Origin of the sequence: Pseudomonas sp. ERMR1:02 (genome assembly GCF_002277815.1) — a bacterium.
Classification (GTDB): Bacteria; Pseudomonadota; Gammaproteobacteria; order Pseudomonadales; family Pseudomonadaceae; genus Aquipseudomonas.
In genome coordinates this window covers 115,757-131,173 of record NZ_NKJI01000009.1, presented here as the reverse complement: position 1 = coordinate 131,173, position 15,417 = coordinate 115,757, and the positions used below count along the sequence as shown (strand labels likewise).

10 protein-coding genes and 3 pseudogenes are annotated in these 15,417 nt (G+C 59.3%); 5 read left to right on the top strand and 8 right to left on the bottom strand.

From position 1 onward, the window contains the following. Window positions 1–56: 56 nt before the first annotated feature. Window positions 57–611, bottom strand: coding sequence for a plastocyanin/azurin family copper-binding protein (locus tag CES87_RS17775; protein ID WP_371858221.1), 555 nt, complete (start codon window positions 609–611; stop codon window positions 57–59). A gap of 163 nt (window positions 612–774) precedes the next feature. Here CES87_RS17775 and CES87_RS17770 point away from each other — a divergent pair. Beyond that, window positions 775–1,454: pseudogene (locus CES87_RS17770) on the top strand (heavy metal response regulator transcription factor). Beyond that, a pseudogene (locus tag CES87_RS17765) lies at window positions 1,454–2,801 on the top strand (heavy metal sensor histidine kinase). The pseudogenes CES87_RS17770 and CES87_RS17765 overlap by 1 nt, the downstream one beginning before the upstream one ends. A 123-nt stretch (window positions 2,802–2,924) precedes the next feature. Here the strand turns inward: CES87_RS17765 and CES87_RS17760 are convergent. The 3 genes and pseudogenes from CES87_RS17760 to CES87_RS17750 form a co-directional block, all read right to left on the bottom strand. Then, window positions 2,925–4,168, bottom strand: a pseudogene (locus tag CES87_RS17760) (lipoprotein-releasing ABC transporter permease subunit). Between the two features lie 63 nt (window positions 4,169–4,231). Continuing rightward, window positions 4,232–4,915: a lipoprotein-releasing ABC transporter ATP-binding protein LolD gene (lolD, locus tag CES87_RS17755; protein ID WP_128607147.1), complete on the bottom strand. Its 684-nt coding sequence runs from the start codon at window positions 4,913–4,915 to the stop codon at window positions 4,232–4,234. Between the two features lie 6 nt (window positions 4,916–4,921). Further along, the gene (locus tag CES87_RS17750; RefSeq protein WP_128607146.1) at window positions 4,922–6,172 is read right to left on the bottom strand and encodes a lipoprotein-releasing ABC transporter permease subunit; all 1,251 of its coding nucleotides are present in this window, start codon (window positions 6,170–6,172) and stop codon (window positions 4,922–4,924) included. A gap of 94 nt (window positions 6,173–6,266) precedes the next feature. On the opposite strand from CES87_RS17750, the gene CES87_RS17745 reads away from it, so the two are divergent. Both CES87_RS17745 and CES87_RS17740 read left to right on the top strand, forming a co-directional pair. Then, window positions 6,267–6,848, top strand: coding sequence for a PilZ domain-containing protein (locus CES87_RS17745; protein ID WP_128607145.1), 582 nt, complete (start codon window positions 6,267–6,269; stop codon window positions 6,846–6,848). Window positions 6,849–6,862: 14 nt separating this feature from the next. Beyond that, window positions 6,863–7,585 carry a glycerophosphodiester phosphodiesterase gene (locus CES87_RS17740; RefSeq protein ID WP_128607144.1) on the top strand — a complete coding sequence of 241 codons (723 nt, stop codon included), beginning with the start codon at window positions 6,863–6,865 and terminating at the stop codon, window positions 7,583–7,585. 42 nt (window positions 7,586–7,627) lie between these two features. Here CES87_RS17740 and sthA read toward each other — a convergent pair whose 3' ends face one another. Continuing rightward, window positions 7,628–9,022 carry a Si-specific NAD(P)(+) transhydrogenase gene (gene sthA / locus CES87_RS17735; protein WP_128607143.1) on the bottom strand — a complete coding sequence of 465 codons (1,395 nt, stop codon included), beginning with the start codon at window positions 9,020–9,022 and terminating at the stop codon, window positions 7,628–7,630. Window positions 9,023–9,229: 207 nt separating this feature from the next. Further along, window positions 9,230–10,258 carry an FAD:protein FMN transferase gene (locus CES87_RS17730; RefSeq protein ID WP_128607142.1) on the bottom strand — a complete coding sequence of 343 codons (1,029 nt, stop codon included), beginning with the start codon at window positions 10,256–10,258 and terminating at the stop codon, window positions 9,230–9,232. Window positions 10,259–10,582: 324 nt separating this feature from the next. Between CES87_RS17730 and CES87_RS17725 the strand changes: the two genes are divergently transcribed. Further along, window positions 10,583–11,884, top strand: coding sequence for an MFS transporter (locus tag CES87_RS17725; RefSeq protein ID WP_128607141.1), 1,302 nt, complete (start codon window positions 10,583–10,585; stop codon window positions 11,882–11,884). Window positions 11,885–12,117: 233 nt separating this feature from the next. Here the strand turns inward: CES87_RS17725 and ltrA are convergent, their stop codons facing one another. Both ltrA and CES87_RS17710 read right to left on the bottom strand, forming a co-directional pair. Further along, the gene (ltrA, locus tag CES87_RS17720; RefSeq protein WP_128606251.1) at window positions 12,118–13,410 is read right to left on the bottom strand and encodes a group II intron reverse transcriptase/maturase; all 1,293 of its coding nucleotides are present in this window, start codon (window positions 13,408–13,410) and stop codon (window positions 12,118–12,120) included. A 499-nt stretch (window positions 13,411–13,909) separates the two neighbouring features. After that, on the bottom strand, window positions 13,910–15,373 hold the full coding sequence (locus CES87_RS17710) for a glyceraldehyde-3-phosphate dehydrogenase (protein ID WP_128607140.1): 1,464 nt from the start codon (window positions 15,371–15,373) through the stop codon (window positions 13,910–13,912). Window positions 15,374–15,417: the final 44 nt, after the last annotated feature.

The following is a 15,417-nucleotide window of genomic DNA, read 5'->3' as shown; positions in this document are numbered from 1 at the left end:
AATCCTGACTGAAGAATCAGCGGATTCTACCAGCCTTTGCTCCCGCCTTTGAGTGCTTACTGACTGACTGTCAATTTGCCGACCATGCCGGCCTGGTAATGACCGGGGATGTTGCAGGCAAATTCCAGGTTGGTGGCCTTGCTGAAGGTCCAGGTCAATTCAGCAGTTTTGCCCGGTTCCACCAGCACACTATTGGGGTCGTCGTGCTTCATGCCGCTTTTCATGTCGCTCTCCATGTTGTGCCCCATGGCGCCGTGATCCATACCGGCCATGGCGCTGTGGTCCATTTCCTTCACGCTTGTAGGCGTGAGCATGCCGCTTTGCTGCATCTGTAACATTTCCTGCTGGTGTTTGGCATGCATCGCCGCGTCACCAATATTGAATTCATGCAGCAACTGGCCTTTATTCACCAGCACGAAGCGCACGGTTTCCCCGGCCTTGATCTCGATGGCCTTGGGGGTGAACGTCATGTCACCCATCACCACCTCGACACTGCGGCTCGCCTTGGCCGCCGGCGCCGGTTGACCGAAGTCATAGGTCTGCAACGGTGATGCCCACACCGGCGAATTCAATGCCAACACACAGGCGGCCAGCACCACGGATTTGCGCAAAACATCGTCGTTCTCCAACAAAATAAGGTTCAGCCTGGGGAAAACTCTAAACTGCCACCGCTGCCCGCAACCTGACAGCCAGATTACAACTTTGTCAGGTTGGCCTGCACCACCGTCGCCCACGGTATAAAGCTTTCGTTCCATCAAGAAGCCCGAGTCGCCCATGAAACTGCTGATCGTCGAAGACCAACCGAAAACCGGCCATTATCTGCGCCAAGGCCTGACCGAGGCCGGTTTCAATACCGATCTGGTGGCCGATGGCAGCACCGGCCAGCAATTGGCGTTGAGCGGCGAATACGCGTTGCTGATTCTCGATGTGATGCTACCGGGGCGCGATGGCTGGCAGATTCTGCAAGCAGTGCGCAGCGCCGGCCTGGACACGCCGGTACTGTTTCTGACTGCACGGGATGCCGTGGAGGATCGGGTTCACGGCCTCGAACTCGGCGCCGACGATTACCTGGTCAAGCCTTTCGCCTTTTCCGAGCTGCTGGCCGGGTGCGCAGCCTGTTGCGTCGTGGCAGCGCATCACCTCAGGAAACCAGCCTGCAACTGGCCGACCTGCGCCTGGACTTAATCCGCCGTCGAGTGGAGCGCAGCGGCCAGCGCATCGACCTGACGGCCAAAGAATTCGCCCTGCTGGAAATGCTCCTGCGCCGTCAGGGCGAAGTGCTGCCCAAATCGCTGATTGCCTCACAGGTGTGGGACATGAACTTCGACAGCGACACCAATGTCATCGAAGTCGCGATTCGCCGTTTGCGTCTGAAGGTCGACGACGAATTTCCCTGCAAATTGATCCACACCGTACGCGGCATGGGTTACGTGCTCGAAGAGCGTCCCGCCTGATGCAGCGACTTTCGTTGAGCAGTCGTCTGGCCCTGCTTTTTGCGGCGTGTACTGCAGTGGTGTCGTTATTTGCCGGGTACTGTTCAGCCGCGCCAGCGAGGTGCACTTCATTGAGCTCGATCAGCAATTGCTGGATGCCAAGTTGATTGGCTTGCGACGGGCGCTGCACGATATTCAATCGAGCGACAGCGAAATCAAACTGGCCGATGAGTTGAGCCGGCAAACCGATCTGTCGTTGCGTATCACCGGCAGCGATGGCAAACGCTGGTACGACAGCTCGGCGAACCTGCCCGGCAAACTCCCGCAAAAACCGGGCTATCGACGATCAACAACGACGGCACCGATTACCGTGTCCTGAATGCGCCACTGTTTTGCGACCAGCCTGATTCACCGCAATTGACCCTGCTGCTGGACATCACCCATCACCAGCACTTCCTGCAACGCATGCAGCACCTGATCTGGCTGACTGTGGGTTTGTCGGCCCTGGCCACCGCGCTACTTGGAGCCTGGGCAGCCCGTAGTGGCTTGCGACCGTTACGGCGCATGAGCGCGGTGGCCAGCGGTGTTTCGGCGCAATCGCTAAACGCCCGCCTGCCCGAAGAGGACATGCCGCCGGAACTGGCGGAAATGGCCCACAACTTCAACGCCATGCTCGGACGTCTCGACGACTCCTTTCAACGGTTGTCGGCGTTCTCCGCTGACATTGCCCATGAACTGCGCACACCGCTGTCGAATCTGCTGACCCACACCCAGGTCACCCTCACCCGCCCACGCCCCATCGAAGACTATCGAGAAGCATTGCATAGCAACCTTGAAGAGCTGCAATGGATGGCGCAATTGGTCAACGACATGCTTTATCTGGCGAAAGCGGACCACGGTTTGTTGATGCCCAAGCGCGAACGACTGGAGCTGGCGGAGGAAGTGGACGTGTTGCTGGAGTTTTTTGCGCCGTTGGCGGAGGACGCCCGGGTGACGCTAAACCGCGCAGGAAATGCCCGCATAGAGGGCGACCGCAGCATGTTGCGGCGGGCGTTATCGAATTTGCTGGACAATGCGTTGCGGTTTACACCGGTCGATGGCGAGGTTCGGGTACGGATCTTCGATCAGCCCAAAGGCCTGAGCCTGACTGTTGAAAATAACGGTGACGGGATTTCCGAAGAATTGCTGCCACGCCTGTTTGACCGTTTTTATAGGGCAGACCCGGCGCGTCATGAAGGTAGCAGTGAGCATGCGGGGCTGGGATTGGCGATTACCCAGTCGATCATTCGTGCCCATGGTGGGCAGATTCGCTGTGTATCGGATCAGGGGTGGACGCGGTTTGTGATCGAGTTACCGAAGGGAGATTGATAGCGGCAGGACCGGCCCCATCGCGAGCAGGCTCACTCCCACAGTGACCGAGCTGAATCACAATAGTGTGAACAACTCAAACCCCTGTAGGAGCTGGCTTGCCAGCGAAAGCGGTCTATCAGGTTACGAATACCGCAACGCGTGAGCCGGCTCGATCTTCGCCGCACGCCACGCCGGATAGACGGTGGCCAGGAAGCTCAGCACAAACCCAGCCGAGCAAATCAACAACACATCCCCACCCTGCAGCTCTGACGGCAGGTTGCTGACGAAATAAACATCGGAACTGAAGATGTGCTGACCGCTGACCCGCTCGATCCAGCCGACCATCTCACTCACGTTCAGCGCCGCGATAACGCCGAGCACACCGCCGATCAAGGTGCCGACAATCCCGATCACTGTGCCCTGCACCATGAAGATCGCCATGATCTGCCGTGGCGTGGCACCGATGGTGCGCAGGATCGCGATGTCCGCGCCTTTGTCGTTCACCACCATGATCAGGGTCGCGATGATGTTGAACGCTGCGACGGCAACGATCATCAGCAACAACAGGCCGATCATGGTTTTTCCATCTTCATCGCGCTGAACAGGCTGCCCTGAGTGTGGGTCCAGTCATCAGCCTTGTAGGCGGCGCCCAGCCCACCGGCAATATCGCCGGAAACCTTGGGCGCGGCGTACAGGTCCTTCACCGCCAGACGCACGCTCTGTACCTGATTTGGCTCCCAGTTCTGCATCTGCGCAGCGTCGGCGACGTGGATCAGTGCCATCGAACCGTCCAGCTCGGCGCCGACCTTGAACACACCGACCACGTTCAGGCGCTGCATGCGCGGGGTAATGCCGCCCGGTGCGTTGCTGACTTCCGGGACGATCAAGGTGATCTTGTCACCGACGTTCAGGCGAAAGCGTCGCGCCGTGATCTCGCCGATCACCACGCCAAACTCGCCCGGCTTCAAGGCATCAAGCCGCCCCTGGACGATGTGCTTGGCCACGATCGACACCTGGCCTTCCAGCGCCGGATCGACACCACTGACCTGGATCGGCTGCATCGTGCCCTTGTAGGACAGCATGCCTTCCATCTCGGTGAACGGCACTGCTGCCGTGACTTCCGGGTTTTTCATGGCAGCTGCGGCAACGGGCTGCCAATCATCAATCGGGTTGACGCCAACGATGGTCGCGTGCGGGACCATGCCGAGGATGCGCGAACTCATTTCGCGCTGGAAGCCATTCATCACCGACAGCACCACGATCATCGCCAGCACGCCCAGGGCGAGGCCGATCATCGAGGTCATCGAGATGAAGGAAACGAAGCGATTGCGGCGCTTGGCGCGGGTATAGCGCGTGCCGATAAAGATCGATAACGGTCTGAACATTCGCTGGGGCACCGTATAAAAATAAAAGACCCGACGCCTTTACAGGCATCGGGTTTCGACCAATCAGATAGGCGTCAGGCAACCTTCCTGCAGGTGCAGGACGCGATCCATCTGGCGGGCCAGGTTCATGTCGTGGGTCACCACCAGGAACGCTGTGCGCATCGAAGTGCTGAGTTCGAGCATCAGATCCTGAATGCCTTCGGCGGTGTGAGAGTCGAGGTTGCCGGTCGGCTCGTCGAGCATCACCAGGCCTGGATTGTTCACCAGGGCGCGGGCGATGGCGACGCGCTGGCGTTCACCACCGGACAGCTCTGACGGTTTGTGCTCCAGGCGATGACCCAACCCTACCCGCTCCAGCAACGCGGTTGCCCGTTTGCGAGCTTCCGGAATCGCGGTTTTGCCGATCAGCAGCGGCATGCAGACGTTTTCCAGCGCGGTGAACTCGGGCAGCAAGTGGTGGAACTGGTACACAAAGCCCAAGGCACGGTTACGCAGCAGGCCGCGACTCTTTTCGCTCAGCGCCGAGAGTTCTTCACCGTCGAGCCAGACACTGCCCTTGGTCGGCGTATCGAGGCCACCCAGCAAATTGAGCAAGGTGCTTTTGCCCGAACCCGACTTGCCGATAATCGCCACGCGTTCACCCGGATGCAGTTCCAGCTGCAAACCGGCCAGAACCTCCACCGACTCCGGGCCTTCCTCGTAGGATTTGCCCAGGTTGCGGCAGCTCAAGATTGCTTTATCACTCATGCCAACTCACTCATAACGTAGCGCCTCCGCAGGCTGGGTGCGCGCGGCACGCCAGGCTGGATACAGGGTGGCGAGGAAACTCAGGACCAACGCCGCGGAGCAGACCATCACTACGTCCTGGCTCTGCACCTGCGACGGCAGGTAATCGATGAAGTACACGTCGGCGTTGAGGAATTTGTGCCCGATCAGGCCTTCAAGCGCCGAGATCGCGGCGCTGACGTTCAGCGCGGCGAAGATCCCGACCACCGCGCCGATCGCCGTGCCTACCACGCCGATGACCGTGCCCTGCACCATGAATGTGCGCATGATCGTGCCCGGTGTGGCGCCAAGGGTACGCAGGATCGCGATATCGCTCTTTTTGTCATTCACCACCATCACCAGCGTGGAAATGATGTTGAACGCGGCGACGGCGACGATCAGCAGCAACAGCAGGCCGATCATGGCTTTTTCCATGCGGATCGCCTGATACAGGTTACCGTGGGTGCGGGTCCAGTCGCGGGCGTAGTAATGATCCTCACCGAGCTCCCGGGCGATGCTCCACGCGGTGCGCGGTGCCTGGAACAGGTCGTCGAACTTCAGGCGAATGCCCTGGACCTGATCCGGTTTCCAGCGATGCAGCCGCGCCAGATCCTGGAGATTGGTGATGCCCAGATAGCCGTCGATCTCGCCGGCGCCGACATGGAAGATGCCGACCACGGTAAAGCGCTTCATGCGCGGGAACATCCCGGCCGGGGTTACGGTGACCTCCGGCGCCACGAATGTCAGCTTGTCGCCGACCGCCGCACCGAGCTTGGCCGCCGCCTTGTCGCCGATGACGATGCCGAACTCGCCCGGCTTGAGATCGTCTAGTTTGCCCTGCTGCATGAAGTTATCGATGATCGACACCTGGCGTTCCAGCGCCGGGTCGATGGCATTGAGCAGGACTTTGGAGACTTTGCCGTTGTTGGTCAGCAAACCCTGCATCTGAGTAAACGGCGCCACGGCCGTCACCTGCGGGTTCTGCTTGACCTTGGTGGCCAGGCTTTGCCAATCGCTGATCGGCTCACCGGCCTCGATGGTCGCGTGGGGCACCATGCCCAGCACGCGGGTACGCATCTCATGATCGAAGCCGTTCATCACCGACAGCACCACAATCATCACGACCACGCCAAGGGCGAGCCCGATCATCGAAGTCAGGGAAATGAATGACACAAAATGATTGCGACGCTTTGCACGGGTATAACGCGTGCCGATAAATACGAAGAGAGGTCTGAACATGTCGGGGCTTGTTCGGAGGGAAAAGGAACGTCCTTGTGGCGGGGGTCGATAACCAGCTTTACACTCAGACCACCGCCGCTACCATGGGTTCGCCATGTCGACATTAGATGAAGAAGATCGCCGCGAATACTACCGTATCGAGGACACGATCGCACTGGAAATTCGGCCCCTGTCCGCTCCCGAAGCCGCAGGCCACGAAGTGTTGCAGGATGCTTCCCCACTCTTCAATTTGCTCAGCGAATTGCACCTGAGCGAATTCGAGTCGCAACATCTGCTGCGCCAGATCAGCGAGCGCGACCGCAACCTCGCGGCCTTCCTCAAATCCCAGAACAAACGCATCGATTTGCTCAGTCAGGTGATCGCTATCACTGTGCTTGGGGAGATCGGCGAGCCGCAACCGGTAATCATCTCCGAGGGCGGTATCGACTTTCAGAACCCGACCCCCATTGCCGCCAACGCACGCCTGTCGGTCAAACTGGTGCTGATGCCGCAAGCCCTGGGCCTGTTGCTGCGCGCCCGTGTCACTCATTGCGACCGCAAGGGCGATGGTTACGACGTCGGCACCGAGTTCGAACACCTGACCGATGCCCAGCGACAGCTGTTGGCCCGTTACATCTTGCAAAAGCAGGCCCAGGAACGACGTCTGGCCCGCGAACTACTCGAATCAGGCAATTAATTTAAGGAAGAACCGTGACCCTCATTTACGGCCATCGCGGCGCCAAGGGCGAAGCACCGGAAAACACCCTGACCAGCTTTCAGCAATGCCTCAAGCACGGCGTACGCCGTTGCGAACTGGACCTGCACCTGTCCATGGACAACGAGCTGATGGTCATCCACGACCCAACACTCAAGCGCACCACCGACCGGCGCGGCAAGGTCGCCGAACAAACCGCGGCGGATTTGGTGACCTACGACGCGCGCAAGGGCGGGCCCGGCTGGATCAAGCCATGTCCGATCCCGACGCTGGAAGCGTTGTTCGAACAATGCGATTTCGAGCACTGGCAACTGGAAGTCAAAAGTGCTTCGCGCACACGCGCCGCGACCACCGTGCTGGCGATCCGTGAACTGGCGCAGCGGCATGGCCTGCTGGACAAGGTGACGATCACCTCAAGCTCGCGCGAAGTATTGAAGGCCGCGCTGGACCTGGTGCCGGATGTATCGCGCGGGCTGGTGGCCGAATACGCCTGGCTCGACCCGCTGAAGGTCGCGCAAAGCTATGGCTGCGAGATTCTGGCGCTGAACTGGACCCTGTGTACGCCGGAACGCCTGCAGAAGGCGCAGCGTCAGGGGCTGCATGTGTCGGTGTGGACAGTCAACGAGCCTGCGCTGATGCGCAGACTCGCCGACTTCGGCGTTGACAGCCTGATTACAGACTTTCCCGGTTTGGCCACCGCCACGCTCGAGAATTGCTGAAATCGGTCTCCCCGGCCGGCTCAGGCCACCGGCCGGAGCCGCTCAAAAAAGCCGGTTGAGGCCGTCGTACGCCGCGACCCGATAAGCTTCGGCCATGGTCGGGTAGTTGAACGTGGTGTTGACGAAGTACTTCAGGGTGTTGAGTTCGCCCGGCTGGTTCATGATTGCCTGGCCGATGTGCACAATCTCGGAGGCCTGATAACCGAAGCAGTGAACGCCCAGCACTTCCAGGGTTTCACGGTGGAAAAGGATCTTCAGCATGCCTTGCGGCTCGCCGGCGATCTGCGCCCGCGCCATGCTCTTGAAGAACGCCTTGCCCACTTCGTACGGCACCTTGGCCTGGGTCAGCTCCTGCTCGTTCTTGCCGATCGAGCTGATCTCCGGAATGGTGTAGATGCCGGTCGGCACGTCATTCACGAAGCGCCAGCTACCGTTATCAACAATGCTGCCAGCAGCCGAACGACCCTGGTCATGGGCGGCACTGGCCAGGCTCGGCCAGCCGATCACGTCGCCCGCGCCGTAGATATTCTGAATGCCGGTGCGGTAAGCCTGGTCGACTTCGATCTGACCACGGCTGTTGACCTTCACGCCGATGTTTTCCAGACCCAGCTGATCGGTGTTGCCGGTCCGGCCGTTGCACCAGAGCAAGGCGTCGGCCTTGATCTTCTTGCCGGATTTCAGGTGCAGGATCACGCCGTTGTCCACGCCTTCGACGCGGTCGTAGTCTTCGTTATGGCGAACCGTGATGTTGTTGTTGCTGAAGTGGTAGCTCAGGGCCTGGGAAATTTCCGAGTCGAGGAAGCTCAGCAATTGACCGCGGTTGTCCACCAGCTCGACCAGCACACCCAGACCGCTGAAGATCGACGCATATTCGCAACCGATCACACCGGCGCCATAAACGATGAGTTTACGCGGGGTGTGGCCGAGGCTGAGGATGGTGTCGCTATCGTAGATACGCGGGTGATGGAAATCGATGTCGGCCGGACGGTACGGACGCGAGCCGGTGGCGATGATGATGTGCTTGGCCACCAGTTTTTCGACCACACCGTTGGCGCAGACCACTTCGATGGTTTGCTCGTCGGCAAAGCTGCCGGTACCGAAGAACACGTCAACGCGATTACGGGCGTAGTAACCGGTGCGCGAAGCGACTTGTTTGGAGATGACTTTTTCAGCGCTTTTCAGCACGTCCGGGAACGAAAACCAGCGCGGTTCACCAATGGCCCGGAACATCGGGTTGGTGTTGAACTGCATGATCTGCCGGACCGAGTGACGCAGTGCCTTGGACGGGATGGTACCCAGGTGGGTGCAGTTGCCGCCGACCTGACGACGGCTGTCGACCATCGCCACCTTGCGCCCTGCTTTGGCGGCGTTCATTGCCGCGCCTTCTCCCGCCGGGCCGGAACCCAACACCACCACGTCGTAGTTGTAGACAGCCATGCGTACTCCTCAGAACAGGCCGTGGCGCCATCGGCACCTGCGGCTAAATCACGCCGATCTGTGGCGTGAAGGAACAATTTGGGGCCAGTGCAGAACCCGGACACAGTCTATAGAAGCGTCAACGCCGCGCACATTAACCCTTGGTCGCGTCGTAGGCTACTTTTGCCTGCACTACAACGCCAGTTTTCGATGCTTGAATCGCCGCAATCACTCGGTTTTGCCGCCACTGAGGCGATCAAAAGCGTGACTGGTGCGGGTGACGAAACCTGTATCGGCGCGAATCACAAAAAATGCACCGATATCGTGCTTTTCTGCGTAATCCCAACCGCGCTCCGGGCCGAGAATCAGCAACAGCGTCGATAGGCCATCGGCCATCAACGCTGAAGGATGAATGACCGTGACAGACGCCAGCGTGTGTGAGATCGGCGCGCCGGTACGGGCATCGAAGGTGTGGGAATAACGCTGCCCACCTTGCTCGAAATAATTACGGTAGTCACCGGACGTGGAAAGGCCGTAACCGTCGACGGCGACGATGCGCTCGGCCACTTGTTGATCGTCGCGGGGCTCTTCCAGGGCAATGCGCCACGGTGAGCCGTCGAGTTTCTTGCCGGCAGCCTTGAGTTCGCCGGTGGCTTCGGCCAGGTAATTATGAATACCCAGCGCTTCGAGCCTTGCGGCGATTAAATCGACCGCGTAACCGGCGGCGATGCTGTTGAAATCCACTTCGACGGCGGCGTCCTTGCATAACTGATCGCCGTCGATGTGCAAATGTGCGTGACCTACTCTCTGCCGCACCTCGGCGAGCGCTTCGGCAGTCGGGACTTTCTCCTCGCGAGCCTGGGGGCCGAAGCCCCAGAGATTGAGCAGAGGCTCCACCGTCAAATCGTAGGAACCTTCACTCTGCTTTGACAGCTGCTCGCCGACGCGGACCAATTCGAGGATCGAGGCGGGCATTGTCTGACAACGGTTAGCGGGTAATTGATTGAAGCGTTCGATATCGGAGTCGCTGCGGTAGGTCGACATTTGCCGGTCGACTTCGGCCAGGATTTTTTCGACTTCAACCTGGACTTGCGCAGGAGCTGGGAGACCGGCGTGGCGTACGTACTTGATCGAATAGGTGCTGCCCATGGTCGGGCCGCCGAAGCTTTCCATAGAGTCGCCGCTGCCGCAGCCTGAGAGGATGCCAGTCAGCACTACTATTGCAATCAGCCGCCAGCTCAACAAATTCACCCCCATAGACCAACCTGACACGGCGCCAGGGCCCGCCATTATGCACTAGCCTCTGTAGGAGCGAGGCTTGCCCGCGAAGACGGTGTGTCAGGTTAATCGCCTTCGCGGGCAAGCCTCGCTCCTACAGGGATCTAATTCGCTCCTGTTCCGTAGACGAGCCGCGCAATGGCAAAAACGTTTAAGCAGCCAGCTAACTAATTGTTGCCTATCCACCCCTTCACACATATTGTTACAAGCTGTTGCAAGGGACATTCGTCTTCCCAGGCCACGCAGATGGACGCGTCTAAATCAGGGATTTCCGATAAGACAGCTAAAAGCGAGTACCTTCAAATGTCCTCTAATACGGGCAAAGGCAAAGCGATTTTTCGCGTTGTCAGCGGCAACTTCCTCGAAATGTTCGACTTTATGGTCTACGGCTTTTATGCCACGGCCATCGCCAAAACCTTCTTCCCTGCCGATAGCGCTTTCGCTTCCTTGATGCTGTCGCTGGCCACCTTCGGCGCCGGCTTCCTGATGCGCCCATTGGGGGCGATTTTTCTCGGTGCTTACATCGACCGCCATGGTCGGCGCAAAGGGTTGATCATCACCCTTGCCTTGATGGCTGCCGGTACGGTGTTGATTGCCTGTGTGCCCGGTTACGCCACCCTTGGTGTTGCCGCTCCGCTGATCGTGTTGTTCGGTCGCCTGCTGCAAGGCTTCTCGGCGGGCGTTGAATTGGGTGGTGTGTCGGTGTACCTGGCCGAAATCTCCACGCCGGGCCGCAAAGGCTTCTTCGTCAGTTGGCAGTCCGCCAGCCAGCAGGCAGCGGTGGTCTTCGCCGGGCTGTTGGGGGTGGGCTTGAACCACTGGCTGAGTCCGGAACAAATGGGTGATTGGGGCTGGCGCGTTCCGTTCCTGATCGGCTGCATGATCGTGCCGGCGATCTTCGTGATTCGCCGCTCCCTGGAGGAAACACCTGAATTCCAGGCACGCAAGCACCGCCCTACCCTGCGGGATATCGTCCGTTCGATCAGTCAGAATTTCGGCATCGTCATCGCCGGCATGGCACTGGTGGTGATGACCACGGTGTCGTTCTACCTGATCACCGCCTACACCCCGACCTTCGGCAAGGCCGAACTGAATTTGTCGGACATGGATGCGTTGCTGGTAACGGTGTGTATCGGGCTGTCGAACTTCTTCTGGCTGCCGGTAATGGGTACCCTGTCCGACAAAATCGGCCGTAAACCCCTGCTGCTGGCGGCGACCATTCTGGCGATCCTCACGGCGTATCCGGCGCTGTCGTGGCTGGTGGCGAACCCGAGTTTCAGCCATCTGCTGATCGTCGAGTTGTGGCTGTCATTCCTCTATGGCTCGTACAACGGCGCCATGGTCGTGGCGCTGACCGAGATCATGCCGGTGGAAGTGCGTACAACCGGTTTCTCTCTGGCCTACAGCCTGGCGACGGCGACCTTCGGCGGCTTCACACCAGCGGCCTGTACTTATCTGATCCATGTGCTGGATAACAAGGCGGCACCGGGGATCTGGCTGAGTGCGGCGGCGGTAATGGGGTTGATTGCGACGCTGGTGTTGTTCCGGGGCAACCGGCATGAAGAGCGGACGGCGCGGGCGGCAGTGGTAGGCGGCGGCGCCTGATAGATCGCATTCGCGAGCAAGCCCGCTCCCACACTGGATCGTTAGTGAACACAGAAATTGTGTTCGACATAGATCAAATGTGGGAGCGGGCTTGCCCGCGAAGAGGCCGGTCCAGACAACAGACCTGCAATTGACAAACCGCACAATCGGCATAGGGGGCGGCCTTCATAGGCCGCTCCCCTGCCACACCACCCGGCATGCGGGTCCGCACCGGGCGGTTCGAGAGATTGAGGTTATGAGAGTCGCACCAGACCCAGTCTGTCGAACCACGCCACATTCAACACTCGATTGAGCTCAAAGCGGCTGTTACGCCACCAGCTATGAGAGTTGGCCGCCACTTTCCGAGCCGTTTGGCTGCTGGCTCCCAACCCCCGCAGTTCGCGGTAAATCGTCGGACCACGCCTCCATTGTTTAAGCTGGATCGCTCGCAATCGGTGTCGCATCCACTCGTCCAGCTCTCGCCAGATTTTCGGCGTTTGTGACAACCCGAAGTAAGTTTTCCAGCCCATAAGATAAGGGCGTAGGTTCTCGACAACTTGTCGCAGACTGCGACCGCCTGAGCGACGGGTGAGTTCGCGTATCCGTTGTTTGAACTGCTTGCGCGCCTTGACCGCCACTGCTCTTTTGACGCCTTGTGGAGAAGCCCAGAAGGCGTATCCCAGAAACTTGCGGCCAAACGCGCTCGCCACCGCACTCTTGCTCTCGTTGACGCTCAAGTGCAGCCTTTCATACAGACGCTTCAGCAAGTCCATCACCCGTTGCCCCGCCTTATGACTGCGGACATACACATTCGCATCGTCGGCATAGCGCACGAAGCAATGACCTCGACGCTCAAGCTCCCGATCCACTTCGTCCAGCAGCACATTCGCCAGCAACGGCGACAGCGGACCGCCTTGCGGCGCCCCGCAGCGGCTTTTCTCGACCACGTCATTGATCAGCGTTCCCGCATCCAGATAAGCCCGGATCAAGCGAACAACCGCCCGGTCCGCGATCCTTTTGCCTAGACGATCAATCAAAATGTCGTGATCGACCCGGTCAAAGAACTTCTCCAGATCAACATCCACCACCACTCTGCGCCCTGAAGACACATGACGCTGAGCCGCTAGAACGGCATCCTGCGCCGAGCGCCCCGGGCGAAAGCCGTAGCTATGTTCACTGAACGTCGGATCGAGTATTGGCTGCAAGACTTGCAGGAACGCTTGTTGGATCAAGCGGTCGGTGACCGTGGGAATACCCAACTCGCGCTGACCGCCGTCAGGTTTGGGAATGACCACTCGGCGTACCGGACTGGGCCGGTAGACACCTGATAGAAGCTGTTCACGAATTGTTGGCCATCGAGTCAGCAGATGCTCGGCGGTCTGTTCAATATCCAGACCGTCGACTCCCGCCGCACCTTTGTTGGCCTTGACCCGCTTCCACGCCCGTTTCAGGTTTTCTCTCGCAAAGGCCCGCTCCAGCAGCCCTTGCCCTGCGTTGTCGGGTTCATTTTGCGGGCGATTGACCTCGTCGCTGACGGAGCTTCTCACGGTTTCACCGTTCGCAGTCTCTATCCGCCCCGCGTTTGGCAGGCATCTGACTTCCGGTCGTTCGCATCAACATGGCCTATAACGCTTTCTCTCGTTCGGCCCTTCGTCAAAAAAAAGACTACTACGGCCTCTGCTGACTTCTCGCTCCGGCTTACGCCGTCGCCCTTTCAGGCACGAGGCGAGATCTCCCCAGGTAAGAACGCAATCCTTCCCCGCACAACCGCCGGATTTACGTTGCCGCCCTTTGACCACAAGAGCTTTGCGATTTATTGCCCGCTCGCCCTGGTCGGCATCGCCTTATATCCGGTTCTTGTCCATCGGCTCACGGTTTCGATTCACGCTTCCTCCCCACACTCGGTCACCCTCATGCAGTTGCGCTTCACTTCGTTCGCTGTGGTCAGCTCACGGCGGGACTTTCACCCACAAGATTGCGCCCATGCTGGGCGCACAATAAAAACGCCCCGACCAAAGTCGGGGCGTTTTCATGAGCGGCTAAGGCTTAGCGCGGGAATGCTGGCGGGTTTACACCGGCCATGTCTTCCATCACGCGAACCACCTGGCAGCTATAACCGAATTCGTTGTCGTACCAAACGTACAGAACAACGCGGTTATCCTGGGTGATGGTTGCTTCAGCATCCACGACGCCAGCGTGGCGCGAGCCAACGAAGTCGGTGGAAACCACTTCCTGCGAGCTGACGTAGTCGATCTGCTTGTGCAGATCCGAGTGCATGGCCATCTGGCGCAGGTACTCGTTGATCTCTTCGCGAGTGGTGGCCTTTTCCAGGTTCAGGTTCAGGATAGCCATCGACACGTTCGGCGTTGGAACGCGAATCGCGTTGCCGGTCAGCTTGCCCTTGAGCACTGGCAGTGCTTTGGCGGCTGCGGTGGCGGCACCGGTCTCGGTGATAACCATGTTCAGCGGCGCGGCGCGGCCACGACGGCTGCCCTTGTGGAAGTTGTCGATCAGGTTCTGGTCGTTGGTGAACGAGTGAACGGTTTCGACGTGGCCGTTGATGATACCGAACTTGTCATTGACTGCCTTGAGCACCGGCACGATGGCGTTGGTGGTGCAGGAAGCCGCCGAGATGATCTTGTCTTCAGGGGTGATCTCGCCATGGTTGATGCCATGCACGATGTTCTTCAGCGCGCCCTTGCCAGGTGCGGTGAGGATCACGCGGGCAGCGCCCGGGCAAGCCAGGTGCTGGCCAAGACCCTCAGCGTCACGCCATACACCGGTGTTGTCGACGATCAGGGCGTTATCGATGCCGTACTGGGTGTAGTCGACTTCGGCTGGGCTCTTGGCGTAGATAACCTGGATCAGGTTGCCGTTGGCGGTGATGGTGTTGTTGGCTTCATCAATGGTGATGGTGCCATCGAACGGACCATGAACCGAATCACGACGCAGCAGGCTGGCACGTTTGACCAGGTCGTTCTCGGCGCCCTTGCGGACGACGATGGCGCGCAGACGCAGGCCGTCGCCACCACCGGTTTTCTCGATCAGGATGCGCGCCAGCAGACGGCCGATACGACCGAAGCCGTAAAGAACAACGTCGGTGCCTTTGCGGGCGGAAGCGTTCTGCTGGCCAACCACGTCGGCCATTTCTTCACGGACGAACTGCTCGGCAGTACGGCCATTGCCTTCAGCCTTGAATTTGGCCGCCAGCTTGCCCAGGTCCACCGAAGCGGCGCCGAGCTTGAGCTCGCTCATTGCTTTGAGCAGCGGGAATGTTTCGTGGACGGACAGCTCGGCGTCGTCGGACTGACGGTGACGAGCAAAGCGGTGAGCTTTGAGAATCGCAATGACTGAACGATTGATCAGGCTGCGGCCATAGATCGAGCTCACCACGTTGTTATTGCGGTAGAGCTGACCGATAAGCGGAATCATCGCTTCTGCGAGTGCTTCACGGTCGATCCATTCACCAAGACACTGGTCGGGCTTCTGAGTCACGGGAACCTTCCACATGTAGGGGCAGAAAAAAGGGGCTACATTATGCCGCCGAGTGTCCC

What these genes read in the sequence shown, in the direction of transcription:
- sthA (WP_128607143.1), bottom strand. Translation starts at nt 9,022, where the DNA reads ATGGCTGTCTACAACTACGACGTGGTGGTGTTGGGTTCCGGCCCGGCG.
- CES87_RS17750 (WP_128607146.1), bottom strand. Translation starts at nt 6,172, where the DNA reads ATGTTCAGACCTCTCTTCGTATTTATCGGCACGCGTTATACCCGTGCA.
- CES87_RS17730 (WP_128607142.1), bottom strand. Translation starts at nt 10,258, where the DNA reads ATGGGGGTGAATTTGTTGAGCTGGCGGCTGATTGCAATAGTAGTGCTG.
- CES87_RS17745 (WP_128607145.1), top strand. Translation starts at nt 6,267, where the DNA reads ATGTCGACATTAGATGAAGAAGATCGCCGCGAATACTACCGTATCGAG.
- lolD (WP_128607147.1), bottom strand. Translation starts at nt 4,915, where the DNA reads ATGAGTGATAAAGCAATCTTGAGCTGCCGCAACCTGGGCAAATCCTAC.
- CES87_RS17710 (WP_128607140.1), bottom strand. Translation starts at nt 15,373, where the DNA reads ATGTGGAAGGTTCCCGTGACTCAGAAGCCCGACCAGTGTCTTGGTGAA.
- CES87_RS17725 (WP_128607141.1), top strand. Translation starts at nt 10,583, where the DNA reads ATGTCCTCTAATACGGGCAAAGGCAAAGCGATTTTTCGCGTTGTCAGC.